The organism is Ruminiclostridium papyrosolvens DSM 2782, assembly GCF_029318685.1.
GTDB lineage: Bacteria > Bacillota > Clostridia > Acetivibrionales > DSM-1351 > Ruminiclostridium > Ruminiclostridium papyrosolvens.
Genome location: NZ_CP119677.1, coordinates 2,406,736 through 2,432,630, shown reverse-complemented (window position 1 = coordinate 2,432,630; position 25,895 = coordinate 2,406,736). Strand labels below are relative to the sequence as shown.

The 25,895-nt window shown below is 36.5% G+C and carries 16 protein-coding genes; 2 read left to right on the top strand and 14 right to left on the bottom strand.

Annotated elements, in window-relative coordinates; translation table 11 throughout:
- Positions 1-2 precede the first annotated feature (2 nt).
- Positions 3-395, top strand: a complete 393-nt coding sequence (locus tag P0092_RS11150) for a metal-dependent transcriptional regulator (RefSeq protein ID WP_004619458.1) — start codon at positions 3-5, stop codon at positions 393-395.
- A gap of 8 nt (positions 396-403) precedes the next feature.
- Here the strand turns inward: P0092_RS11150 and P0092_RS11145 are convergent, their stop codons facing one another.
- Positions 404-1,756 (bottom strand): salicylate synthase, encoded by a 1,353-nt coding sequence (locus P0092_RS11145; RefSeq protein ID WP_004619460.1) that lies wholly within the window; start codon positions 1,754-1,756, stop codon positions 404-406.
- A gap of 189 nt (positions 1,757-1,945) precedes the next feature.
- Between P0092_RS11145 and P0092_RS11140 the strand changes: the two genes are divergently transcribed.
- Positions 1,946-2,959: a helix-turn-helix domain-containing protein gene (locus tag P0092_RS11140; RefSeq protein ID WP_004619461.1), complete on the top strand. Its 1,014-nt coding sequence runs from the start codon at positions 1,946-1,948 to the stop codon at positions 2,957-2,959.
- A 53-nt stretch (positions 2,960-3,012) separates the two neighbouring features.
- Here the strand turns inward: P0092_RS11140 and P0092_RS11135 are convergent, their stop codons facing one another.
- The 13 genes from P0092_RS11135 to P0092_RS11075 form a co-directional block, all read right to left on the bottom strand.
- Positions 3,013-4,428: an MATE family efflux transporter gene (locus P0092_RS11135; protein WP_004619463.1), complete on the bottom strand. Its 1,416-nt coding sequence runs from the start codon at positions 4,426-4,428 to the stop codon at positions 3,013-3,015.
- 44 nt (positions 4,429-4,472) lie between these two features.
- Positions 4,473-5,954 (bottom strand): ABC transporter ATP-binding protein, encoded by a 1,482-nt coding sequence (locus tag P0092_RS11130; protein WP_004619465.1) that lies wholly within the window; start codon positions 5,952-5,954, stop codon positions 4,473-4,475.
- Between the two features lie 15 nt (positions 5,955-5,969).
- Positions 5,970-6,704: an energy-coupling factor transporter transmembrane component T gene (locus P0092_RS11125; protein ID WP_004619467.1), complete on the bottom strand. Its 735-nt coding sequence runs from the start codon at positions 6,702-6,704 to the stop codon at positions 5,970-5,972.
- The gene (locus tag P0092_RS11120; protein WP_004619468.1) at positions 6,704-7,285 is read right to left on the bottom strand and encodes an MptD family putative ECF transporter S component; all 582 of its coding nucleotides are present in this window, start codon (positions 7,283-7,285) and stop codon (positions 6,704-6,706) included. Before P0092_RS11120 ends, P0092_RS11125 begins: the two co-directional genes overlap by 1 nt.
- A 39-nt stretch (positions 7,286-7,324) precedes the next feature.
- A complete protein-coding gene (locus tag P0092_RS11115; protein ID WP_004619471.1) occupies positions 7,325-9,055 on the bottom strand; it encodes an ABC transporter ATP-binding protein in 1,731 nt (576 codons plus the stop codon).
- On the bottom strand, positions 9,052-10,809 hold the full coding sequence (locus tag P0092_RS11110; RefSeq protein ID WP_004619473.1) for an ABC transporter ATP-binding protein: 1,758 nt from the start codon (positions 10,807-10,809) through the stop codon (positions 9,052-9,054). Before P0092_RS11110 ends, P0092_RS11115 begins: the two co-directional genes overlap by 4 nt.
- 106 nt (positions 10,810-10,915) lie before the next feature.
- Positions 10,916-11,533 carry a TetR/AcrR family transcriptional regulator gene (locus tag P0092_RS11105; protein WP_004619474.1) on the bottom strand — a complete coding sequence of 206 codons (618 nt, stop codon included), beginning with the start codon at positions 11,531-11,533 and terminating at the stop codon, positions 10,916-10,918.
- Positions 11,534-11,620: 87 nt separating this feature from the next.
- Positions 11,621-13,792: a bifunctional Gfo/Idh/MocA family oxidoreductase/class I SAM-dependent methyltransferase gene (locus P0092_RS11100; protein WP_004619476.1), complete on the bottom strand. Its 2,172-nt coding sequence runs from the start codon at positions 13,790-13,792 to the stop codon at positions 11,621-11,623.
- A gap of 29 nt (positions 13,793-13,821) precedes the next feature.
- Positions 13,822-19,302 carry a non-ribosomal peptide synthetase gene (locus P0092_RS11095; protein ID WP_004619478.1) on the bottom strand — a complete coding sequence of 1,827 codons (5,481 nt, stop codon included), beginning with the start codon at positions 19,300-19,302 and terminating at the stop codon, positions 13,822-13,824.
- 21 nt (positions 19,303-19,323) lie between these two features.
- Entirely contained in the window at positions 19,324-20,424 is a 1,101-nt protein-coding gene (locus P0092_RS11090; RefSeq protein WP_004619479.1) for a saccharopine dehydrogenase NADP-binding domain-containing protein, read from the bottom strand.
- Entirely contained in the window at positions 20,421-23,297 is a 2,877-nt protein-coding gene (locus P0092_RS11085; protein ID WP_004619482.1) for an amino acid adenylation domain-containing protein, read from the bottom strand. The genes P0092_RS11090 and P0092_RS11085 overlap by 4 nt, the downstream gene beginning before the upstream one ends.
- 17 nt (positions 23,298-23,314) lie before the next feature.
- Positions 23,315-24,796, bottom strand: a complete 1,482-nt coding sequence (locus P0092_RS11080) for a condensation domain-containing protein (RefSeq protein WP_004619483.1) — start codon at positions 24,794-24,796, stop codon at positions 23,315-23,317.
- 1 nt (position 24,797) lies between these two features.
- Positions 24,798-25,883, bottom strand: coding sequence for a Gfo/Idh/MocA family oxidoreductase (locus P0092_RS11075; RefSeq protein WP_004619486.1), 1,086 nt, complete (start codon positions 25,881-25,883; stop codon positions 24,798-24,800).
- Positions 25,884-25,895 lie beyond the last annotated feature (12 nt).

Below are 25,895 nucleotides of genomic sequence, written 5' to 3'. Positions count from 1 at the left end.
TCATGGCAAAACTAACATTTACTATGGAAAACTATCTTGAAGCAATATATGAACTATCAAGTTCAGGAAATGGAGCAAGAGTATCAGATATCGCTTCACGTCTGGGTGTTACAAAAGCTAGTACACATAGCGCTATGTCCAGTCTTGCAGAAAAAGGCCTGATTACTAATGAGAAGTATAAGGAAGTGTTTTTAACTCCTGAGGGCTTAAAATTCGCTGAGCAAACTTCAATAAAGCACCATGTAATTCAACAATTCTTAATAAATATACTAAAAATATCCCCTTCAATTGCAGAAAGTGATGCTTGTGCTATTGAGCATGTTATAAGTAATGACTCAATTACTGCTATGCAAAAGTTGTTAAATTCTGATAAAAATAAGCCCCAGAAGGATTAAACCATATTTCACTGTTTAAGTGATAAAAGATTCTTAGAAAAGCTGCTTAGTTTCTCTCTGGTTTCTTCAAGCTCTCTAATTGGTTTAGACATCTTTACTATTCCGGCTCCTGCGTGAAGCCAAGCAGTTTTGTCTTTTTGATAGATAGTCCTCAAAACAAGGGCAGCATCCATTGCTCCATCACTGTCCACAGTCATTACGCAACCACTGTAAAGATTTCTTGGAACAGGCTCCAATCTGCCTATTGCTTCAATAGATTCACTTTTAGGAATTCCCGAAGCAGTTACCGCAGGAAAAAGACTATTAAATGCATGCCAGGAGTTATAGCCGGCTTTGAGCTTTCCACGCAGTTTTGATGCGATATGCTGAACCGTTCCTCTATTAGCAATGGACATAAAATCACTTACTGCAATGGTTTCAGGTTCGCAAGCACAGCTCATTTCTTCAAAAGCCAGCTTAACCGAAACAGCATGTTCAGCAATTTCTTTTGTATCATTAATCAGTTCTTCTTTTAGCTTCTTCTGCTCTTCCCCGCTGCATCCGCAAGAACGAGTTCCTGCAAGAGGCAGAGTACTTACCCATCCGTTAGCATCAACTTCAACCACTGTTTCGGGGCTAAAGCCTGTTGCAGTTAGACCATCTATGCTAAGTATAAATGACCTTGCAGGAGAGTTGACTTTTCTTCCTGCAATAAAACTGGCAACCATATCTATTTCCTGATTAAGAGGTATTTTTCTGGATAAAATTACTTTTTGATATCTTCTTTCATTAATTTCTTTCACTGCCTTAGCTACTAATTCCATATACACATGGGAATTATATGTATCAGCTTCAGGTACTTCCAGCTTCTGAGCTGCAACTCTTTTAGCCAGACTACTTTCGCTATTGGTATCATTCAATATATTTCTGATTAAAACATCAATCTCTTGAAGTTTATCTTCACTTATTGCCCTTAAAATGATTTTGCTTTTGCTAAATCTCACTTCTATTTCAGGTATAAATAGTTTTAATAGATTCTTATCCTCTGATAAAAGAGGCAAATTGTGATTATATCTTGCAAGTCCGAAATTCGCAACTCCATAGGCACGCCAGTCTTTAAGCGTAACTAATGAAAAAGCCTTATGAATAGTTTCACTAAGAACAGCATTTTTAAAACATTGTGTATCACCGTTTATATTTATTGTTGTATATTCTGAATCAACAGTTAGTAAACTATAAATTCCGATACCCAAAGAGAAATCTTCATTGTTTTCATAAAAGAGATAGTTTTCAAAAAGTTCCTTGTCAATTATCTGTGCTGCAATAAAATAAGTATCTCCATGAAATTCTATCGTGCTTTCAAAATAACTATTATTTTTCATTATTGTTTTATCCTCCCAATATTCAACTTGCATAATAAGTAAAACGTTGCTATAATTAACTAAGATTGTTAGAATACTCTAACTTATATCTTATATTACACATTAATTAAACTTTCAGTCAATGGAGCAATTGCTATTTCGTCCTTGAAGGGCATATTGTTGTCCACTTACGGTATGGGAGGTAACTGAATGAGCCATATAAAAAATGAAATACACGAAGCTTTGTTAAATAAGAATGGTTTCTATCGAGATTTAAATAGTTATTATTTTAATTGTGAAGGTAGCTGTTTTACCCTGTTACCGGATAAAGGAAAGGGACATTATTGGTTTTATTCCTACAAGAATATTTTCTTGATATCTGTTCTGGATTTTGTGTTGTACGAAGACCTGTTTATTGAATACCCCAACGGAAATTATTTAAGTCTGAGCTACTATGAATCCATATCAGGTACAGAATTTGAGCCATATTACAAATTCGCTGCACCCTGCTTAAAAGGTCACTTCTGTAATAATAACCCCTATAAATGCATCTTCCATAAAAATATTCCTGTCCGCTGCATTAGTCTCATAGTCACGCCTGAATACTGCAAGGAATATATTCATGCAAAAAATTCTCAGCAATATAAAAACTTAGCCAAAGCCTTTTCAAATCTTGATAGTGTACCTGATTTTCCTGAATTAATATATTTATTAAATCAGATAAAAAACTGCCGATTCAGCGGGATATCTGCAAAACTATACTACGAAAGCAAAGTTATGGAAGCAATCTCTATGATTGTACAAAAAATTAATGCAACAGCTTCGTCAAGCTCTGCAAAAAGAGTAGCTCCACAGGATTTTGAAAGTTTAGTATCTGTCACAAAATATATAGACAAGCATTTCCCTCTTGAAATCAAGCTGGATGCTTTGTCTAAAATCGCATGTATGGGGACCACTAAGCTGAAATATACCTTTAAAGCAGTCTATAACTGTACAATTTCAGACTATATACTGAATAAGCGTTTAAAAAAGGCCGAATATCTTCTTTCTAGTACAGATTTGAGCATAAGCCAAATATCTCAAAGCATAGGTTACAAAAAAGCAGGCAGCTTTTCAGAAATTTTTCGTAAAAATACAGGCTTATTACCTAATGAATATCGGAAATTATCTTCATACAACAGTTACTCCCCATATAAGCCATTAGATGAGCTTAATTTTCAATAAATAAGAGTCTAGAATCTCACCCGGAAGCTAGACCCCTATTTATGTAAAGTTCTTTAAATATCTTTTGCCTTTAAAAAAGTAAAGGAATTCTTATCATCATTGCTATCTATCTGCCTGAGCCTGCTAAACTCCTTCTTTACCATTAACATAGTCCATAGTACAATTACTGCATCAATGGCAAATGAACCGTAATAAATTCCATTAACTCCGATTGCCTTTGGCAGAAATAGCATAACCGGCACATAGAAAACAAATTGTCTGGCAATTCCTATAATTGCTGCAGGCTTTCCTTTATCTATAGATGGGAATAGGGTCATTGCCATAAAAATAACTGATAATAGTGGCAATATAGCCATATAAATTCTAAAGTTGTTAATCTCTCCGGATGTAAACACAGGCGATTTTAGCATCAGCTTTAAGATGCTTTCAGGGAAAAGCATTGAAATTATCCAGAAAGGTAAGGTTAATAGCATAGACGCATACGCAAACACCTTATAGGAGCGGATAACACGCCCATGCTGTTTTGCACCGTAATTGATACCTATTATCGGCTGCAGCGCACGCATAAGTCCAAAAATTGGTGTAAGCAAGAAGGTGAAAACTCTATAAACCACTCCATAGAATGCTATATCTGCTGTTGTTCCATATTTTGACAACGCATTAAAAACAAAAACAGCCTGAACTAAAGTCATTATGCTCATAATCAAGGAGGACATTCCCAGCCTTATTATAGAGGTACCTATTTTTTTGTCCCAATGAACTGCAAACACCTTTGATTTAAAAGTTGCAAAACCTTTGCCAAAATATATCCAGCCTACTAAGGTATATACAAACATTCCTATGTTTGCCCCCCAAGCTGAACCCTCAACTCCAAAACCTAAAATTACTATAAAAATGTAGTTTGCAATGACATTAACCACCAGACCGGCACCCATCATTACTGCTGCCGTCTTCATTTTTCCTTCGGCACGAACAACCATATTTCCCGCTAACCCATATATCCAGAAAAAAGAACCGATTACGGTAACTCTAAAATATCTGTCACCTAAAGCAAGAGCTTCCCCGGTTCCACCCATTATCTTAATTAACTCAGTTGAAAATACCAGTCCAATTATTATATAAAATACAGTTACAACAAGAGATATCAGATTTATGTTTCCAAATAATCTGCTTTGAGTTTTTTTATCTTGAGCACCCAAAGCTATACTTAATACTGAGCCTGCCCCTACCCCTACTAAAGAACCCAATGCAACACTGATTTGTGAAAGAGGATATGCAACACTGACACCTGCCATGGCAGTCTCTCCTATAAAATGTCCTACAAAGATAGCATCTATAACTGAGTTCAGACCATAAAGCACCATTGCAACGATAGCAGGCCAAGAAAGGTTTACCATAATCTTCCACATATTGCCTGAAAGTATGAATTGCTTCTGCCTGTCATTCTGCTCATTTAGATTTTCATTCATTTACAAGCCTCCTTTTATTTATTTGATAAAATTTTTTATATTAATTAATCCTTTCTAACCACTTCATTATGAAAAAACTCTTTCAATTGCTTTTCCCCTTCATGATTTAATAAGTAATTATTAATAACTTTTCCTTTTTCAATATGCAGAACATGATTGCAGCACTCTAAAATTAATTCCAAGTCATGTGTTATAATGAACAGTGTTTTCCCTTGGTGGTTAAGCTTTTTCAGATTCTCCGATACCTCATGCATATGACGCAAATCAAGTCCGCTTGTTGGTTCGTCAAAAAGCAGTATGTCCTTATCACTTGCAACGGCACTTGCTATAGCAACTCGTTGCTTTTGTCCCCCGGAAAGTGACATGGGGTGAAGTTCCTTCACAGACAGCAAATCCAAGCTGTCAAGAATCTGTTCTGCTTGCGTTTCGTTCTCATTTTCCATACTTAACAATACTTCTTCAAAAACACTTTCGCTAAAAAGTTGATGATTTACATCCTGCATTACCATGTAGCAATTCTTTAATCTCTTCTTAGAGTTCAGCTCCTTCCCGCAAACATTTATTGTCCCTTTGCACTGTTTTTCCAAACCGCATAAGCATCTGGCAAAGGTAGATTTTCCTGCCCCATTATTGCCTATCACCGCCACTATGGCACCCTTGGGAACAACAAGATTATTTATGTCTATTGATGGATTTTTAGCATGTTTATAGCAATAAGTAAATTTAGACAATGCAAGATTTTCCAGATGGAGCTGATTTTTTTGTTTCATTTTAGAAAAGCATTCCATGGTCAAGGAGCGAAGACCCATTTTGGTGGTTTCCTCTGCAGAAAGTGCAGTCAATTCATCAACTCTGAACTCTTTTTTTATGCTCCCTTCTTTCATATATATAATGCGGTCAGCAAGCTCCATCAAAAAATATAGTCTATGCTCTGCAATGATAATGGTTTTACCTTTTTCCTTCCAAATACGAATCAGCCTGCGTAAATCTTCAATAGCAACAGTATCAAGATTAGAAGACGGCTCATCCAGTACAAGTATTGGTGCATCACATACAGATACGGAGGCGCAAGCAATTTTTTGCTTCTCACCTCCCGAAAGTTTAAAAATATTCCTTCCCATTAAGCTGCTAATATTAAATTCATCAATAATAGCTCCCATTCTGTTTTCAATTTCATTTATAGACATCCCCATGTTTTCCGCACCAAAAGCTATTTCGCTGGTAGTATCAACATTAAAAAACTGAGTACGTGGATTCTGAAAAACAGAACCTACAAGCTTTGCTGTTTCATATAAGGGTAACTCATTGATTTTTTTTCCGTCAATGAGTATCTCCCCCGTAAGCTTTCCTTCATAATAGTGAGGAATCAAACCATTTATAAGACGGGTCAGAGATGTTTTTCCGCAGCCGGACTCTCCGCAGATTAAAATCACCTCACCTGTATCAATTGTCAAATTAATATCTTTCAGTCCTTTTTCCTGTGCTCCCTGTGAATAGGAGAAGGATATATTCTTTAGTTCAATCATTTTGCCCTCCTTCTACTACAGCTTAGAAATGATAAAAGCTATAAAAACTGATGTTGCTAATAAAAAAAATATTAAGTCCCAAAAGGCAAAACCAATTTTGCATATACTTGTACGTTTGACGGTTCCATAAAGACCTCTTGTAAGTGCTGCAGCAGATAGTTCATTGCCAATAGTAACAACTGACATCATCAGCGGAACCATTTGATATTCAAGCATAGCCGTTGGATTACTAAAAAAGTTTCTAATGCCTATACCACGCATATTCATGGCATCTCTGATGGAACGGTATTCTTCTTGTACTGTTGGAAAAAATCGAAACATAACCGATAGAGGAATTGTAATTTTCTGAGTTACATGCATTCTTTCCATTGCTGCCACAAATTCACTTACATGGGTTGATACCAAAAGGTAATAGCCCATAACAGCACAGGGAAACCAACGGATACCCAGCCGTGCAAATAATGATAGCAGGATGTTTATCATACCGTTTAAAAAATTAATTTCGTATATGCTAAACAACCATGACAAGCTAAAAATCGCAGCGTATGTCAAAGCCACGTTCCTTCTTCCCGCTGTAAGCAAAAGAAGGAACGGAATAGCAGCAAGAATTGGTTTGGCGTAAGACAAAATGCCTGTCGTTCCGCCATCCACCATAACAATGCTGAATATTACCAACAGATATAGCTTTGTACGCGGATCAAGTCTCAGGGCTGTATGTACATATGAATTTGAAAAAAGTTGTGGCTGCATTAAACAATCCCCGCTCTCTGGAAATGCTTCTTCAAGGTTTTTCGTCCAAGATTTGCCCCTATAATTGCACCCACAATACTAAGTATTACTACTACGGGAAGCATCCAATTTGAAGTCAGTGTCATAACTGCGGACAGATACTCTTCACTGTTTATTGACTTTGAATGTTCAAAGAAAACATCCCGCATAATCCACATTGGAAGCATTGAACCTATAATCCATAGATTAAATACACAATACCCCAGCACAGTGTTTCTCCAGCTATTGTAATTTTCGGCCTTAAAAATCAAGTCTGAAAGAAATCCGAAAACTACTCCAAAAACAATTGAAATCCAGCTTTGCCCGCAGAAAAAGCATAATAGACCTTCAAGGGTACCCATAATTGTTATAGCACCAAATTTTCCGGTTTTTGTTACGAAAAGTATAAAAGGTATTCCATTAAATATGCCTAATAACAGAGGAAGTAAGATTACAAATACCGGTATATAGCCTAACATGCCGCAAATGAAGAAGAAAATAAAATATAATATTGAGAAAATTCCTATATTAATGAGGTCTTTTACATTTAACTTTTTATCCATATTGATTTAACTCCTTTTTTATATTTACAGATTGTTTGTTTAGATTTTCCATCCGATTGCAGATTTTCGTCCGCTGACAAAGTCTGCATAAATTCCCTTCTGGCGGATTAATTCATTGTGAACACCGTTTTGAACAATTTCTCCATCCTTCAATACAAGAATCTGATCCGCATTTCGTACTGTTTTTAAGCGATGAGCAATCATAATAATAGTCTTATTATGTGTAAGTGTTTCTATTGCCAATTGAAGCCGTTCTTCATTTTCAGGATCTACATTTGCAGTTGCTTCATCAAATATTACAATAGGAGCATCTTTAAGCATTGCTCTGGCTATTGAAATACGTTGCTTTTCGCCTCCTGAGAGAGAAGCCCCGCCTTCTCCAATCATTGTATTGTATCCCTCCGGCAAAGCTGATATAAAGTCATCACAGCACGCTTTTTTGGCAGCAGTAACTACTTCTTCATGTGTAGCATCCGGTTTACCGAACTTAATATTATTCTCGATGGTATCTGCAAATAAATATACATTTTGAAATACCATGCTTACATTTGCCAGCAAGCTGTTCAGCGTATATTCCTTGACATTATGTTCACCAATAAAAACTTTACCTGTATCTGCATCCCAGAACCTTGCAATCAGGTTACACAGGGTTGTTTTTCCCGAACCCGAAGGCCCTACTATGGCAGTCATAGTCTTCTCAGGTATCCTGAAGCTGATATTATTCAGCACCAAGCGTTTTTCATATGCAAAACTGACATTCTCAAATTCAATATCATGCTTAGTTGGAGTAATTGACCTTCCTCCCTCATCCATAATCGGAACAGAATCAATATCATTTGCGCGGTCAATGGAAGTTTCCGTTAAACGCAGCATTGCCGTTCCGCTTCCGGCAGATTTTAAATGTTCATATACAATAAATGAAACAATTTGCATCATAAGACAATTTACCAGAGACATGGCTCCATTTAGGTATAGCATAATAGCTGCCAGCATTATTAAGACACTAAATAGGTTAAGAACCGTCTGCTGTAAAGCAATATAAGGTGTCATAGCCTTTTCTAAGGTCATATTTTTATCACAGCTTTTATAAATTGCTTTATCAACCTTTTTATTTTTCTCTGAGTCAAGATTAAAGGCTTTCACCACACTCATTCCCTGTATGGTTTCAAGAACGGATTCTACCAATAACCCTTGTGCAACCTGACGCTGTGGAGCATCCTTACGTGATTTTTTTTCCATCAGTGCAGTAATACCTAGAAAAACTAACATACCTGCCAATACTATTAACCCGATTCTCCAGTCAAATAATAGTATTACAATTGAAAATACTATTGCATTTAAGAAACCTCCAAGTGTTGTAACCAAAACCACCGGAGCAGTATTTTCTACATCACTCAGTATTGTTGTTGCTATTGCAGTAATATTACCAAGGCTGTTTCTATTGAAAAATCCCATTGGAACTAATTTCAACTTATTGCCAATATATATCCGTTTGTCTGCAACCATAAAATAACCTGCATGTGTTCTCTGAAGCTGTGAATAATACTGGGTAACGATTTTTCCCAAAATACTTGCAAACATCAAACCGAAGGCTTGCCCTGCTACACTTACTGAAGAATTATTCTCTATTAGTGCTTTCAAAACAACATAAATTGCGCCAACCTGTAAAGTATTGAATATGGCATTGAAAAAGCCTAAAATAACTGATTTCTTGATATTGCTTTGTTCACATCCTGAAAACAGCCATACTTTTTTAAATACACTAATCATACTGCTTCACCATCCTTAACACCAATGTGGGCCTGCCACATTTCCTGATAGATTGATGATTTATACAAAAGTTCTTCGTGTGTGCCTTTTGCAGAAACACATCCATCCTTCATAACGATAATTTGATCTGAATTTATAATAGTAGACAGTCTGTGAGCAATAATAATCAGTGTTTTCCCGGCTACAAGCTTGCCCACAGCCTTTTGAATTATAGCTTCATTTTCAGGGTCAATGTAAGCCGTTGCTTCATCAAGAATAACTATAGGAGCATTCTTTAGCATTGCCCTTGCAATTGCAATTCTCTGACGTTCTCCTCCCGAGAGATGACCGCCTGCACCGCCAACCCTTGTGTCATACCCCTGCTCAAGACCTCTGATAAATGAATCACACCCTGCATCCTTTGCTGCCTTCTCTACCTGTTCATCAGTAGCCGTTTTGCACCCCATTCGGATATTCTCCCTTATTGTGTCATCAAATAAGTAATTATCCTGAGATACATATGCAATTTGCTCTGAAAGCTGATATTGAGGAATAGTTTCAAGGTTGAAACCTCCAAGCTCAATCTCCCCTTTGGTTACATCCCAAAATCCGGCAATCAGCTTTGTAATGGTTGACTTTCCGCTGCCGGAAGGCCCTACAAGAGCTGTTACTGTTCCGGGGAGAATTGCAAGATTAATATTTTTCAGTGCTTGCTTATTAATTTCAGCATGATATGAGAAGGATACATTCTTTAAGGTTATACTCATATTTTTAAGCTTTACCCTTTTAGTTGGCCGCAGCAGCTCAGGGCTTTCCAGTATATCCGTTATCTGTTCTACAACTGTACCAATCATGGCAAGACTATCAGTAAAACTTGAAGCCGCTAGAATAGGGCCTACTATTCCAAGTGACAGTATGATGATTGTAATTAATTCATGAACAGCTATGCTTCCACCTGAAAAAAACATAAATCCCACAGGCAATACCGTTATAAGTACTGCCGGACAAATAGCTGTGTATGCCGCCATTGGCCACTGACAGCTTTTCATCCATTTGTAAAAATAATCTGCATTACGGCATACAGCATCTGTATACTTCCTGTAAGAATTAGCACTTTGATTAAATGCTTTAATAACCTCTATTCCGTTTACATACTCTACAACAGCATTACTCATGTTTTTACTGGTTTTCACAGAACCTTCATACTGTTTGGGATAAGTCTTCATAATTCTCATCATAAAGAGCATTCCTATTGGCAATGTGATTAATGAAACAAGTGCCATACGCCAGTCAAGAATAAAAAGATATGCAAGCATAAGTATAGGAACAAGTATGTTCGCAGTCATCTCAGGCAATAAATGTGCCAACGGAGTTTCAAGGCTTTCTACCCTGTCAACAATAGTATCCTTGAATTGACCGGAGGGCGTATCTAATAATATACCCATGGGCATTTTTGAAAGCTTTGAAATAAGCTTCTTACGAATACTCTTCAATGTAAGAAAGGTTGCTGTATGGGATAGTGATGTAGACCAGTTTGAAAAAACGGTCTTTGCAATGTAGCCAACCGCAGTAACAATAGAGTACATTAGATAAATAGACAATTCCCTTTTTCCAGTCACCAAATTTATTATAATTTGTGTCACTGCAAAATAAGGAACGAGACCTGCTGCAATACCTGCAATTGCTAAAAGGATTGAAGCGATATATTTCCCTTTATAGGGCTGTGCTAAGTCTTTAAGACGGGAAAATGAGCTTTGCTTTTGCTCTGTTTCCATAATATTATATTCTCCTTTCTTTGTTAGAATAATCTAACTTTAAGTGTTAGTATATTCTAACTTTTTATGATAAAAATATGGGACTATATAAATCCCATAAAATCACTTAAAATTTTAGTATATTTGCCCATCCGTACTGAAAAATCTGCTGTAAATACATAACGTAAATATGTGCATGTTCTCTGGACATATCATGAATAACTGTTTCAAATACACCTGAATAAAAAGAACTGGAGAGAATATGCAAAAGCTCTGTGGTTGCCCTGCCTGACGTAAAAGCATCATTGCCTGTTGACTCAATGAATTTGATTGTATATTCAACATCTATCTCAACAATATCATGAACAAAGTCTGAAAAAGCTGTTCCCTCTGAGCAGGTAATCAAAAGCTTAAATACATCAAAATTGTCATATATATAATCAACAAAGTCATTAATCTTGTCTTTTGAATATTCAAAAGAATTCGCTTTCTTTGCTGAATCAGTACATTGATGAAACTCCTCCTGCTCTTTCCAAAACCATATTTTCAGCCCCTCAATAACAGGTGAAACCAAATCGGTAAACAGGCTCCCTTTGTCTTCAAAACGTGTATATATTGAACCTGTACTTGTATTTGCGTTTTTCGCAATTGTCCGCAGGGAGGCTTCTTTAAAGCCTTTTTCTAAAAACTCAACTTTTGCACATTCAAGAACCCTTTCATATACCCCTGCAATTTGCTTAGCCATGCAAACACTCCTTTCGGTTATTTCATAACAGTGTTTCATAACACTGTTATGAGTATATTCCAAAAGGATAAAAGTGTCAATACTTTTTCATTTTTTTACCATAAAAAGCTTTTGCCCCAGTAAATTTAAATAGTTGCCGTCTTCGGGAAACTCAATTATCTCTGTTGCCCCTGCCCGGCTAAACACTTCTCTCCACTGCTCTTTGCTCATAAAGGTTGAATCACTGTTTACTCTGTCATCCTCCGGCGGTGTCATCATAAAAGCTTGAGATATCAATATTTCCGGAACTTCGATAACGGGTTCAATAATCAAGAGCCACCCTCCCTGAGACAGGAGATTTAACAATTGAGCTATCGTTCTGTCTGTATTGTATGCATTATTTAAAACACCTACTGATATAATTATATTAGTACTTTCGCTTTCCAGACCTTGTGCTTTAAAATCTTTATCTATATTAATTGTTTGGAACTGCATTCCTTCAAAATTCCTATAACGCTCCTTTGCATTTTGCAAAAACAAGGTGGAAACGTCGGTAAACATGTATTCCCGCTTATTATTCCAGGACATTTTATGCATCTGCTCTAAAACTATATCTGTTGTTGCACCTGTACCCGCTCCAATCTCTAAAATCTTTAGAGAAGGGGAGTTTTCTTTGCTGAAAATATTATTTCCTATTCTGATTACTGTCTCTGCTATAATACTGTTTAAATGCTTCAGTATAAGAGTTTCTTTGTAAAGTGCATTTGCGTAGTCCAGATTCCCCTCGGGAAATAAAAGAAAGGTTGCTTTTTGTTCCCCGTTGATTAAATAAGGAAGCTTCTCGATATTATGCATTAAATACTCTGTTGTCTGCGGAGAACCCAATTTATAGTTCCATAGATATGCCACCTCATTCCATGCCATATTTAACATTTCATCAGTAATTCTCTTCTCACAACAATATTTATCATCTACCTTTTTAAGAAGCTTCTTTTCAGTCAAAACCTTTAGCCAACGCAGTAAAACATGCTCCTGACCCGCTTCTGTATTTAGAGCTTCAATTACTTCTTTACTGCTGTGCATTACCTCAGGCCTTATAAACAAATCATTTTTTTGAAAGAAATTTAACATAGTCTCATAAATTGTATTATCACGCTTTGAAACACAATAAGTCAGATATTCTTCGTCAATACTATCCATTAATTTATTTGCATCTTGGTCTGTAGTTTTTCTTAATAATGCTGCGGGAAACTGGAGGTAATTTAAGTGTATTGTTTCTTTTTTCTCATCAATATGTGATATTAACTTGCTCCAGTAGCTTGCACAAAGTAACTCTGACTGAATTTGAGTATTTATATTTGATTTTTCTTGTATTAGGTTTCCCATATTATGTAAAGTTTGAACAAGTGAAGCTGTCCAAGCACTAAAAAATATTTGCTTATAGCTTTGAGTATCGCTTTTCCATATAACTTCTGTGTTATTCTCAAATAAATATCCCGAACATCCACTGTCCTTTAAATTGCTTTCCTTTTTAATATCAGGTATACTTGTTTCCCAAATAATAGGGCCATTAGCTCCTGCCAGCAGCAAATTCCCGCCTTCTACTCCTATTGAAACCCGTTGTGACAGTTGAAGGAAATGCTTTTCAGCATTATTAATGCCATGATTATAAATTCTCAAAAGCATAGGTATCTGGGCTATTTTCGCCGACACAACAGTTATCTCCTTGAGTTCTTTGGCTACTGAAATAATTTCAAAGGGTCTGGTTACCGGCAACGCCTTTAGTAACATATGAAAAAATGAATATATGTTGTCCCTATCCAACGCAGCATCTATATATAACGGCTTTTGTTTATCCAAAAGCTGCTTACAGCTGTCTATAAAAACATTTGTAGCCTTTAGATGGTCGTTTATGTCATTTACTATAAAAATCAGCTTCTTTGTTTTTGCTGCTTGCAAGCAAGCAACTAAATCCTTATATTGAATTGGTTGTTCAAGTATTACACTAATTCCTTTCTCAAGCAGCTTTATTGCAAGGGTTGCTTTTTCTTCACTTGAAAAGTTATCTTCGTCAGCTATATAGGTAATATCAACACCCTCAGGTACTTCGTCAACATCAGAATAGAGGCTGACTTCACAAAGCTCACTGTGCCTTTCTACACTTTTGTCCTTTAGTCGATAAAATCCCGCCAAGACAAACCTTTCAGAGCAGCTTGCCACTGCTTCAAGACAACATTGCCCTGAAGCAGCTCCACAAACCATAACTTTTAATTGCTTCATAAAACATTTACCTTTCTTTGCTTATCTATTTAATCCTGAACTTCATATATACTTCCGATTAATTTTGCTAATTCAATAGCATTCTCCCTTTCTTCAATACAGGTATAATGATTGCCTTCAATTTCCTCAAGGGTGAAATCACCAAGGCACACGTTTTCCCAGTCCTTTAATAATACTTTGAAATATTTGAAAATCCCCTCTTTTTCTTTTGAAGAAAAGTATCTGATATCACCAAAATATGCATCAGGTATAACCTGTAAAGCGCAAAATGATTGTTTAAAGATTGGATACAGTTTAGCTATCACAGGAGCAGGTATTATATTACCTGTGTTTTTTTCAGTTAATTTTTCATATATTTCAAATCGTTCTTTTTGGGTACTATTTTTCAAATTATTCAATATATTTAATGAAGAATCTGCTGAAGTATCATTTAAAACAACCTCAAAATCATGTATTGATATTGTCTTTTTATCATCCTTCATGATTTTTTCGAATGCTTTTTCCAGTAGTTCATTGTTGCTAAAGCCTAAATCTGATAATGTTACATGAATATTGTCTATAAATAACAATTCATACATTAATTCCTCTTGAATATCCACGGGCATAGAACCGCCATCAATGATTACTACATCCTCAACCTCAACGCCATTTTCTGTCAGACGTTTTGCCATTTCAACGGCAATTACTCCACTGAAGCTGTAACCAATGAGCTGCAGCTTATTTACCTTTCTTTCAAGCAACAATTTAGTATAGTGGTCAGCTAAAAAATCTACTGTTTCTGAAGGAAGCAAGCTGCAATATTTATCCAAATCTGATATTCCTATGCCAAGTACTTCACCCTGCTCCTGTGAAACCAACTCCGGTGCAAGAAATCTGTAACAATCTACAGAGCCCAATACTCCATGAAGCATCACACGTGTTCTTTTATCTGCCGCTCCTCCGTAGCGTTGCAGATATGCAAAACTACCCTCCCTATTATTAGTATCATCGAGCTTAACATCTGCCGGATTTTCTGTTGTAGTCTTATTTTTTTCTTGGGATATATATTTTACCAAATCATATATTGTCGGCTGATTCAGCATTTGACGTAATATTGCTTCAAAAGGAATTTCTAAACTCATATTATTTCTGATTTTTGTTGCTGCTTGAGCCATAATCAAAGAGTCTGCACCAAAGTCATAAAAATTTTGGTTTTTCCCTATTTTCTCAAGTTTCAATGCCTCACACCATACATTACTTAATACTCGCTCCAATTCGTTATCAATTAAGTCTGTATTATCCATGTCTACATCTTGATTTGAAGCTATATTTATAGCTTTTTGGGCTTTATTTCTATCAATTTTACCATTTGAAGTCAGGGGAATATTGTCCAGAAAGTATACTGATTTGGGCTTCATATAATCAGGCAGGTATAAAGAAATATGTTGTTTTATATCCTCAGTATTTATTTTTTCTCGTTCTCTTTTAAATTGTTTAATAAATAAATTAAGTCCCAGACAGGATAATCTTGAATTTTTTTCAGGGATTACTTTCACAGCTTCATTATCTCCATGTTGTTTCAATATGTTCAACCAAGTCTCCTGTTTCATGAAAGCAACTTTATCTCTCAAATTATCCTCGGGAAGTGTCATCATTAATGCCTGTGAAACAAGAAGCCATTCTTCATCTCTAAAAGGTGCAGAAAACAGCAAGTAGCCTTGAGGCATAAGTAAAGCTTCAATTCTTTTAAGGCTTTCTTCAATATCCTTTGCATTTTCCAAGACATAAGCACCAATAACTATATCAAAGCTGTTTGGTGCAAAACCCTGCTCCAGATAATCCCGGTCTATATCAAATGACTTTATAATTACTTCTTCTTTTTCACCAAATTCCTTTTTTGCATTGGCAAAAAAATACTTTGTAACATCGGTAAAGTAATATTCAAAAGCATAACCCTCCAAGCTACTTATGACATGCTCGGTGGTAGCTCCGGAGCCTGCACCTATCTCAAGTATTCTGAGCTTTCTGTCCGGGTTTTCTGCTGCTATCTTTTTTGCAAACTGGCCAATACATTTATTCAAATAGGTTGCCATAGTATTATCAATATATAGGGCTCTTGTATAGCTTGTATCTACTTCCGTGTACAGCAAGCTTAAAGGGTCTACATTTCCCCTTAATATTTCTGCAAGCTTTTGAGCATTTATTCTTATGTAATCTATTATTTCGATGCTGCCCAGCTCTTCACTCCAACTGCTGTGAAGCCTTTCCCATAATTCTCTTTGCTGTTCTTCCGTAACCTGTAGCTCTGCTCTGTATAAGCCTCTTTCATTCTGACTTATAAGTCCGGCAACTGTAAGGCTTGATAGCCAAGGCATAATCAACCAGTGGTATTTCTCCTGAATATCTTTATGTTTTTTAAAATCTTCTATATCATAGTATTTATCTGTATCCAAAAAGCCAAGGTTTTGAAAAGCATAAAGCAAGGAAATCAAGGAGGCTTTATTTCTTAGTTCCGTTATCTCCTCCAGATTCACACTTTCCAGTTTATCTGCTATATAACCGACTTCTGCCTCTATATTGGAGGTCAGTTCATTAAATTTCAGGTCAGCCATGGCTTCACTGTAGTCCTCAATTGTAGCAGGCTCTATAACGGCACATAATTCATTTTTGCCTTCATCAACAAAAGCTACTGCTGCTGATACAGAAGGATGCTTATTAATTGCACTTTCAATTTCCCCTAATTCAATTCTGTGTCCATTGAGCTTTATTTGATAGTCTGCTCTCCCTAGAAACTCAATCTCTCCACCCGGAAGATATCTTCCCATATCTCCTGTTTTATATATTCTTTGTCCATCAAAAGGATGCTTAAAAAACTTTGCTTCAGTCAATTCTGTATCCTGATAGTAGCCTTCTGCCAAACCGGCACCTGCAATATATATATATCCTGCTACCCATACGGGACAATCTCTATAGTTTTTATCTAATATTCGAAAGCTTTGATTAGACAGAGGCTTTCCGTAAGGAATACTGCTCCAATGGGGCTTTATTTCCGTGAAACTGTGAAAAATTGACCATATGGAAGCTTCTGTAGCGCCTCCTAAGCATATTACTTCTATTTCGGATATCTGCTGCGCTAATTGTTCAGGCATATTTAAGGGTATCCAGTCGCCCGAAAGCAGTACCAGTCTCAAAGGCATTTCTCTTTTAGAAGTCTCTGTCTGCAACTGTGTCAGCAGCATTTTCATAAGAGCAGGGACACTGTTCCAAATTGTAATATTATGTTTTACAATCAAATCAGCCCAGTAGGACGGGTTTAAATAATGTTCATTTTTTGGATAAATTATTGTACCGCCAACTGACAACATACCAAATATGTCATAAACAGATAAATCAAAATTCAACTGAGATAATGCCAATATTTTGTCTGAACTCTTAACCTGAAATTTTTTATTTATGTCTTCAATTGTATTTACCGCAGCCTTATGTGAAATCACTACTCCTTTGGGAAGTCCTGTTGAACCCGAGGTATATATAATATATGCAGGATTTTCAATTTGGTTTTCTGCAACTTCAAAATCATTTGGACGAATAATCCTATCTACCTCTAAAGTACAGATATTTTCGGTGTATATGTTGTTATTACAAGATAACGTCAGCACAATATTACTCCCCAAGTTATCCAGAATTGTATTTCTTCGTAACCCAGCCTGCTTGGCATCAACGGGAACATATACACCTCCCATGTATAGAATCCCTAAAACAGCAGCTACCTGATATCTGCTTTTATCCATAACCACCGCAATTTTATCCTGCTTATTCCCGCCGTGCTTTACAATCTCATAAGCGATAGCCTTTGCCAAGCTATCAAGTTCTTTATATGTAAACTGACCTTCTCCGTCGTCAACCGCTATGTCATTTGGCCTAATTTTAACCTGTTCTAAAAATTTTGAATACAAAAACCCTTTTGGTAAAGCTGTTTTTGTAGCATTTGCTTCTGCCCTCTCCCGTACTTGCCATTGTGGAATATCAATTCCCATGTTATTGCTCCATTCCTCCAGCCCTGCTGACAGCCTATAGATTTTTTCCTCAAAGGCTTGAAACATATCTGCAATCATTCCATCAGGAAAAATGCCCTCTCTTATATCCCAATTTATCTGTAATCCAAAGTTACCATCCATTGCCTGACAATCTATAAAAACCTGTGGAGTTTGAGAAATTCCAAAGCCCTCTACCTTACCCAATAATTGATTATTACTGTCAATTAATCCTATGGCACTGGTAAAAACAATTGGCATTAAAGAAGGCTGGTTTCGTTTTCTTGCCAACTCTCTAATAACTTCAATACCGGAATACAGCCTATGATCAAGATCTTCAAATAATTTACTGTTTATGCTCTTGGCAAATTCGGTAAACTCATTGCTTTTACCGGCATCAACAGCAAGAAGGCTTACCGTTGTGAAGTCTCCCACAAGCTTGTTAATATCCTCATGTAAGGGCATACGATTTAGAACTGTTAAGTTAATTAAAAATTCTTTATTATTGCTCCAACGCTCAATAACCTCGGCATAGACCGCCAATACGGCAACTGTAGGCGTAATTCCGCATTTTTGCGCATTGCTTTTAAAGGACAGCCATTTATCAATATCCATTTTCATAAGAATTCTTTTAAAAGCAGGCTTATCATTTATATCCATTGATATTTTCAGCGGAAGTTCAGGCGCTGCAGGAAATTGTTCAATCTGCTTTATCCAATAAGCTTTATCAGTTTCATAAGCATCAGAAGTTTTTAGCCTGCGCTCTGCTAAGATATAATCTCTAAAGCTCAATTGAAAATCAGGAAGTACTTTATCCAAACTAAAATACAAAGCTTCAAACTCAGATAATAGTAACCATATGCTTGTCCAGTCAGCAACTAAAAATTCCATTGAAAAATGCAGAGTAGCCCCTCTATTATGCTTTGAAACAGCAATGCCAAACATTGGCCACTTGCCTAATTCATATATTCTATGGCTCATTTCCTTTCTGAGAGATTGAATTTCTTCATTATCCTTTAAACTATCTTCTGTTATATCAATATAGGGTATATCAAGCTCCGGTACTGCTTCTAAGATTTGCTGATATCCATTCTCATTCATAACAGCTCTTAACATATCATGTCTTGAGACTAACAAATCCCAAGTCTTTCTTACTTTCTCTATATTTAATTTATCATAATTTACCTCAAAATAAACATGGCAGGCTACTCCGCTATACTCAAAGGTATTCTTTCTCCCAAGGAGATAGGCCGTTTGAACATCGTTCATAGGAAAGGCTTCGTATCTGGAATTTCTGTCTATAGTTATTGCTATATCCTCTTTCTTATTTTCCAGATAATCAAGAAGCTCTTCCTTGTTTTCTTTCAGCACCTTAATATGTTCCTCTGATAAGGACATTTGGGGAGCTTTATATTTTAACTTTCCGGCTTCACTCCATAGCTCTATACCTATTTTTTTATAATAATCCAAAATATCTTTTGCATTGATTAATTTCATTGGCTTGTCCTCCATTAATATTTATATTTCCCCCTCTATTTCTTTAAACAATTCATTAATGCCTGATGTCTGTATATCAAGTGTCAAAGCTTTATTCAGCTCTGTCATAAGCTTTATATACTCCTTCACCTTCATGCATTCTCCCATGGCCTGCACTCCTGACTTGAATAATCCCTTTGAAACAGCAAGCACTGTGGAGGCAACAGCAAGGGCGGTTAATTGTGAAGGACTGTCACATTTTAAAATAAGTGTTTTTGTTGTACTCTCTCCATTAATTAATCCCTTCATCTGAATAACAAACCCGGCATATGGCTCCCTGCTTTGACAATCAATTTGAGCAGCAGCACATAAATTCTGTATTACATCACTTGTATTATGTAAATAATTAAATCTTGCCTTTTCCAATACCTTAATAGTTTGATTACCGGCTGTACTCATATACCACTGTCCCTGCTTCAGGTTTAATCCCTTTGCTATAAGCTCCGATTCTTTATCAAAGTATGGAAGTATTCTTAACTCCTCCTTGGAGAAGGGTAAGGTCTTGAGAACAGAATTATTGATATCATAGGGCTGAGCTTTTCCATTTTTCCACTCCATCATAGGTTTGTTTCTTGTATCAAATAAGCCCTCTAAATATTCTTTAGCAGCTGTGGGAGTAAATTTACCCAAGGCTGCATAATAGAATTCCAATTCCTCTACAGAATCAAATTCTTTTGCCAGATATCCCGGCACTATTCTTGACAGTCCCGGTATGCTTCCTGCTTCGTAAATTATTGAGACATCATCGGATATATTTTTAAGTGTCTTTAATTTCTCATTGGCCCCTACATCTATATATGAAGAATTAATATTTTTGGCATACTCCGCCAAACTAAATGAAGCACTGCCAGATTGACCTGTGCAATTTACAATAATCCTGCAACCTGTAATAAATGCTTTTATACTCTCGTTATTATTTATGTCTACCTGAACCCAATGTGTGTTTTTAAATTCTTCTTTTATATCCTTGGGGAGCGTATCTGCATTTCTTCCACCAATTCTTATTTCTTCCTTTAGGCTCGTTGAAAGCAGCTTAGCAGCGTTTAATCCGATGTCTCCATATCCGCCAAAGATACCAATCATAACTCTCCCTCCACCATAGAGGACACTGCTTCGAGCTTATCCTTTATTAGCTCTGCTGTTTGGCAAAGCTTTGGATTATTAAACATATCCCTAAGTGAGATTTCTATCTTATAGCTTTGCTTTATATCAGTTAAAAATCTTGTAGCCAGTAAACTGTCCCCACCAAGTTCAAAAAAACTTTGTTCTCTTCCTATACAGTTACAGCGGAAAAAGCCACTCCATATTTCAGCTATTTCCTTTTCCATTCCCGTATAGCAAACCTCTGTATTTTCAATGACTTTTTTTGAACTCAAAAGCTGTGCGATTTTTTTCCTGTCAACCTTGCCATTGGGGCTTAAAGGAAGCCACGGTAATACTTCAACTTTTTCAGGCACCATGTAATGGGGTAGCTGCTCCTTTAAATATTGTTGTATAAAAGCCTCAGAAACATTGTTTTTTTCACCGAACATTTTTGCATTAATATATTTTACTGACGTATCTGAAAATGTGCTGACATACACTTCACTAAACTTTGAAACAGAAAACGCTTTTAGCCATTCTTCTTTTGTCAACAAAGGATTGTTCTTTCTGCTTCTTCCCATTGTAAAATCGGGAAAGCCATTTTCCAGCAGCGTTGATACAACTAATGCCATAGGGTCTAAATCCTCGTACTCAACAGCTAATAAGCTTCCATTAGTAGTTAATAATATTGAAGCCTCCAATATTCCATGCATTGGATTTAGGTATTGGTGTAAGGTATTAACAGCCACAACAAAATCATAACCATACAAGTGTTTCCTGTTTACAAAGCCTTCTGTAACTAATTCATAATCAATATGTCTTCCGTAACTGCACAGCCTTTTTTGAGCTGCCGAAAGCATTCCTGCCGAAGTATCAAATAGGGTAATTTCAATGCCTTCTCCCAAACGATGTATTAATCTCTCTGCTGCTATGCCGGTTCTGGCTCCTAAAACAGCAACTTTTGTCCGCTGCTTACTATTTACTTTCTTTTTTATTTCCTCAATAATTTTTTCAATACAAAATATTGTTTCAGTTCCTTGCATTGCCAATGCTTCGGGTAAAATATCCTCGTATTCAAGAAGCACAACTACTTCTTTTTCACCCTTTAAAATTGCTTTAAATAAATCAATATGCTTAAATAATCGTTCACCAACTTCTGTTTGCTCTGCTTCTTCATTGCTAAGTACTTCACTGTATCTCTTTCCTTGTATAAGTTTATCTCCATGGTTTTCAAACACTTCACGTTGTATTAACCAATCAGTCCATATATTCACTACATTACTTGTTTTCTCATCAATCTCATTAATGAATAAATCCTCTGCCACAAGGATTTTTAGTAAAAAGCGTTCCACTGTTTCAATACGTTCTTTTAGCTTGTTATCCCCTAAAGTGTGCGTATACTCTTCCTGAATTACTTGCTGCTTTTGGTTCTCATTTTCTTTTTTGTATAACTCAGGTACTATTGCTGCCACAAGCTTTTTACTGCCATTATCTTCGGCAAGTGCTATAACTGCCTCACTTATGCCATCATATTTATTTAATACCTTTTCTATTTCTTCCAGTTCAATTCTAAAGCCATTTATTTTTACCTGAGTATCCATTCGCCCTAAAAATTCAAGTACGCCGTCACTTCTATATCTGGCCATATCTCCTGTTTTATACCACCTTGTACCGCCTTCTGTTAAAAATTTCTCTTTTGTTAAGGCTTCTTGGTTTAAATACCCTTCTGCAACTCCCAATCCACCTATCCATAGCTCTCCGCCTTCATAATCGGGACAGTCGAAACCATTCTTGTCCACTACACGAAGGCACTGATTGCTTAAGGGAGCTCCATAAGGAATTGATTTCCAGTTTTCTTCTATCTCTAATACTTCATAGTAATTTGACCATATTGCTGCCTCAGTAGCTCCTCCAAGAGAAATGAATCTGCAATCAGCATTCAAAGCTTTTAGCCGTGAAAACAAATTTATTTTTATCCAGTCACCGGAAAGAAAAACCTTTGTAAATGGCAGGCTTTTACCTTCCGACTCACTGGCTGTTAAAAACATATCAAACAACGTAGGCACAGTATTCCATATGGTAACTCCATAGTCCTGTACCAACCTGTTCCATTCCGAGGCTTCCTTCTTATTCTCTTCGTTAAGTACTACCAGCTTTCCACCTGCGCTAAGCAAACCAAAAATGTCGTATACAGACAAATCAAAATCCAACTCGGATACTGCAATAATGCAATCCTTATCTGAAATTTCAAATCTTCTATTTATGTCATAGATGGTGTTGTAGGCGGATTTGTGAGTAATAATTACACCCTTTGGCGTTCCTGTTGTTCCTGAAGTGAATATCACATAAGTGGTTGCTTCTACAGGCATTAGCACAGGTGATTCCAAGCTTTCAAAATTATCTCTGTCCTCAATTGCTATAGGATTTACAACCTCAATTTGAGACAAATTCTTTTTTTCATCTCTATTTGTTAGTATGTATTGTATCCTACCCGATTCAAGTATTTTCCTTTTTCTTTCTGTAGGATGATTAATTCCCACAGGTACATAGGCGGCACCCGCAGAAAGAATCCCCAGTACCGCTATTATTTGCTCAATACCTTTTGGTAAAATTACCGAAACCAAATCTCCTTTTTTTACTCCTTGAGAAATTAACATTTTTGCTACCTTCAAAGAACTGTCTTTTAATTCTCCATAGGACATTTCATGTCTTTTACCGTCTTGGCGCCAAATCAATGCTGTTGAAGTATTATTATTTAATGCATTTTCATAAAATTCCTCGTGTAAGCACTTATATTCCAAATCAATATATGTATCATTAATTCTCTCACGTATTTCTTTTTGCGATTCCGGAAGAAAATCGGTTATTGTCATTTCTTCATACCTCCAACTTATGAATGTTCACGGTTTTCTTTGATAAATACAGGCGTATCCCAGCAGTCGCTTTCTATCAGTCCTTTTATTTGCTCAATATATATTTCAAACATATTTTTAAGCTCTCCATAGTCAAAGGCATCAGAAACGTAATCCCAGGATAACGCCAAGCCTCCATTATCATCTCTTGCCTGATGGTCCAATACCACCTGAGGTGTTTGGCTTATTGCATATACTTCTCTGAAATCAGAAGCTTCGTCAAACTCAAGCTTACCTTGCAGCATACTTGTAAATACTACAGGCATAACAGCCTTTCCAAGCTTGTTTGCAGACAGCTTTTTCAGTAATCTGGTTCCGTCATAGTTCCTATATTGAATTAATTTCCAGAATTGCTGCTGTATCATTTTAACTTCCTCTAAAAAATGTATATTCTCATTATGGAAATACGAAGCGAGACCAATATTGGTAAAGTCCCCAAGTACTTTTGAGATTTCCCTATTCAGAGGAAGGCGATTAAACAGGGTCAGGTTTACAGTCAAGTTCTTATTGCTGCTGAAATATGCCAATACCTTCATAAAAACGGTGCAAACCAATGCTGATGGTGTAAATTGATATTTTTTGAGTTTTGCATACAGCTTTTCGGTTTCATTTAAAGTAAATTTGTAAGATATCCTATTGAAATGTGGCTTTTCTATTAAACTCAATTGCTTTTTGAAGGGTAACTTAGGACACTCGGGAATAATTTTTAACTTCTCCTCCCAGTATTCCTCCGCCTTAGCCCAACTTTTATCTTCCTTTAAATAACTTGTTTCTTGCTGCAAATATTCTCTGAAGGTAAAGGCGGGCCACGATACCGTCTCTTCTTTGTATATTTTAAATATATCAAACAGCAGCTTTTGAGCGCTCCAGGCATCTAATATAATACAGTCAAAACTAAAGTGTAAAATATCTGCGTCATTGTCTCTCTTGCTTACCTGAAAATGAAACATAGGCCAGTTTCCCAACTGGTACCTGTGATGGTACCATGCTTTTCTAACCTCATTTAATGTTGCTTCACTGTCAAGCTTAACTGTCTTTAGCTCAAATTCAGGTACATCAGAAATTACCTGTTGGACGCCTGATGGATGTATTACTGTTCTCAGAGCTTCATTGTTTTTTATGACTTCATTGATTGACCTCTGCAGCTTCTTTTCATCAATGTTGTTACAGCTGTATTCTGTATAATAATGAGCGTTTATATTGCCAAGCTCATAGTCGGAGGAGTGGCCTATCAGATAGGCATTTTGTATTGGTGTCAGTCTGAAACCATCCAAAACTGTTTTGTTATCATTCTCCTTCAAATGTCGTATTATATTTTCTTTTTCCTCTTTTAGCTTTTTTAATAAGTCATTATCAATTTTGTCCTTTTCAGCACGGTATTTCAATTTATTATTTTCTACCCATATTGTAATTCCGGTGTCTTTGCATAATTGCAGCAAATCTTGTATTTCATTAATCACATTATCCTCCATATTTTGATACAAGTTCCTTAAACATCTCCGACGGTACTGAATTGTGGACACAATTACTGATTATGTCTGCATAGCCCAAGCTCTTGGTAATTTCACTCCATTGCTTTGCACACAGTATTTCCTGCTGAGCTTTTTTGGCAGAGCTTTTTCCTTTGCAGATACATTCTCTTATACTCATTAAATCCTCAAGTATTGCTTTTGGCCAGAGCTTTGTAAGAGTATCCTTAAAGCTCAGGTGTACATAATCCCCCAGTATTTCAGATGTGTTTTCAAGCATGTAATCTGGGAACTCACCATGTAACTGTCCACGCTCATACATATCTACAGATACGTGCAAACGGGGATTCCAGAGAGTAGGGCCAAAGGTATCCTCAAGAGTAAGCCTTCCGCATTCGTATACAATAACAATATTGTGAAGTAAATACATATGGTTATCAGGGTCCTTGGGATACACTTCATTGTGTATTTCCAACGTAACGGGAGTTGAGCCAAGCAAGCCCGTAAGTATATGAAAGGGGCCACTGTCTTTATTAACACAATGTACCTCCCAATCACGTATGGACGGCATTGCATACATCAGTATTTCAACGGCAGGATACGATACCTGAGCGGCAAAAGCTGCATTAATGTAGGCAGGCTTCTGGATTTGATTTACAGCCTTTGCACATTCAATAAATTTTTTTACTTCGGGCAAATTGGCATATAAGTTTCCTGTCTGAAAAAATACATTATTTTTTTTCGCCAGACGATAACATTTTTCCAAATCCTTAGGATGGAGAGGGTGCTCCTGAATAACATGAATCCCTCTCTCCATAAGCTTAATTGTTAAGTCTGTGCCACATCCCCCAAGAACACTTGACCTTAGAACCACACATGCCAAATCAATATCGTCTGGAAGCTCATCAACTTCTGAATATAGTTTTACATTATAGTTTGAGGCACACTTTTTTGAGCGTTCACTGCCTTTTGCAAGCAAGCCTACTACCTCAAATTCATTTTCTTGCAGCTTCAGTGCCTCAAGGTAAAACTGTCCGAAGGTACTTCCGCAAACAATCGTACGTAACTTTCTCTCCATTATAAGCCCTCA

What these genes read in the sequence shown, in the direction of transcription:
- P0092_RS11150 (WP_004619458.1), top strand. Translation starts at nt 3, where the DNA reads ATGGCAAAACTAACATTTACTATGGAAAACTATCTTGAAGCAATATAT.
- P0092_RS11145 (WP_004619460.1), bottom strand. Translation starts at nt 1,756, where the DNA reads ATGAAAAATAATAGTTATTTTGAAAGCACGATAGAATTTCATGGAGAT.
- P0092_RS11140 (WP_004619461.1), top strand. Translation starts at nt 1,946, where the DNA reads ATGAGCCATATAAAAAATGAAATACACGAAGCTTTGTTAAATAAGAAT.
- P0092_RS11135 (WP_004619463.1), bottom strand. Translation starts at nt 4,428, where the DNA reads ATGAATGAAAATCTAAATGAGCAGAATGACAGGCAGAAGCAATTCATA.
- P0092_RS11130 (WP_004619465.1), bottom strand. Translation starts at nt 5,954, where the DNA reads ATGATTGAACTAAAGAATATATCCTTCTCCTATTCACAGGGAGCACAG.
- P0092_RS11125 (WP_004619467.1), bottom strand. Translation starts at nt 6,704, where the DNA reads ATGCAGCCACAACTTTTTTCAAATTCATATGTACATACAGCCCTGAGA.
- P0092_RS11120 (WP_004619468.1), bottom strand. Translation starts at nt 7,285, where the DNA reads ATGGATAAAAAGTTAAATGTAAAAGACCTCATTAATATAGGAATTTTC.
- P0092_RS11115 (WP_004619471.1), bottom strand. Translation starts at nt 9,055, where the DNA reads ATGATTAGTGTATTTAAAAAAGTATGGCTGTTTTCAGGATGTGAACAA.
- P0092_RS11110 (WP_004619473.1), bottom strand. Translation starts at nt 10,809, where the DNA reads ATGGAAACAGAGCAAAAGCAAAGCTCATTTTCCCGTCTTAAAGACTTA.
- P0092_RS11105 (WP_004619474.1), bottom strand. Translation starts at nt 11,533, where the DNA reads ATGGCTAAGCAAATTGCAGGGGTATATGAAAGGGTTCTTGAATGTGCA.
- P0092_RS11100 (WP_004619476.1), bottom strand. Translation starts at nt 13,792, where the DNA reads ATGAAGCAATTAAAAGTTATGGTTTGTGGAGCTGCTTCAGGGCAATGT.
- P0092_RS11095 (WP_004619478.1), bottom strand. Translation starts at nt 19,302, where the DNA reads ATGAAATTAATCAATGCAAAAGATATTTTGGATTATTATAAAAAAATA.
- P0092_RS11090 (WP_004619479.1), bottom strand. Translation starts at nt 20,424, where the DNA reads ATGATTGGTATCTTTGGCGGATATGGAGACATCGGATTAAACGCTGCT.
- P0092_RS11085 (WP_004619482.1), bottom strand. Translation starts at nt 23,297, where the DNA reads ATGACAATAACCGATTTTCTTCCGGAATCGCAAAAAGAAATACGTGAG.
- P0092_RS11075 (WP_004619486.1), bottom strand. Translation starts at nt 25,883, where the DNA reads ATGGAGAGAAAGTTACGTACGATTGTTTGCGGAAGTACCTTCGGACAG.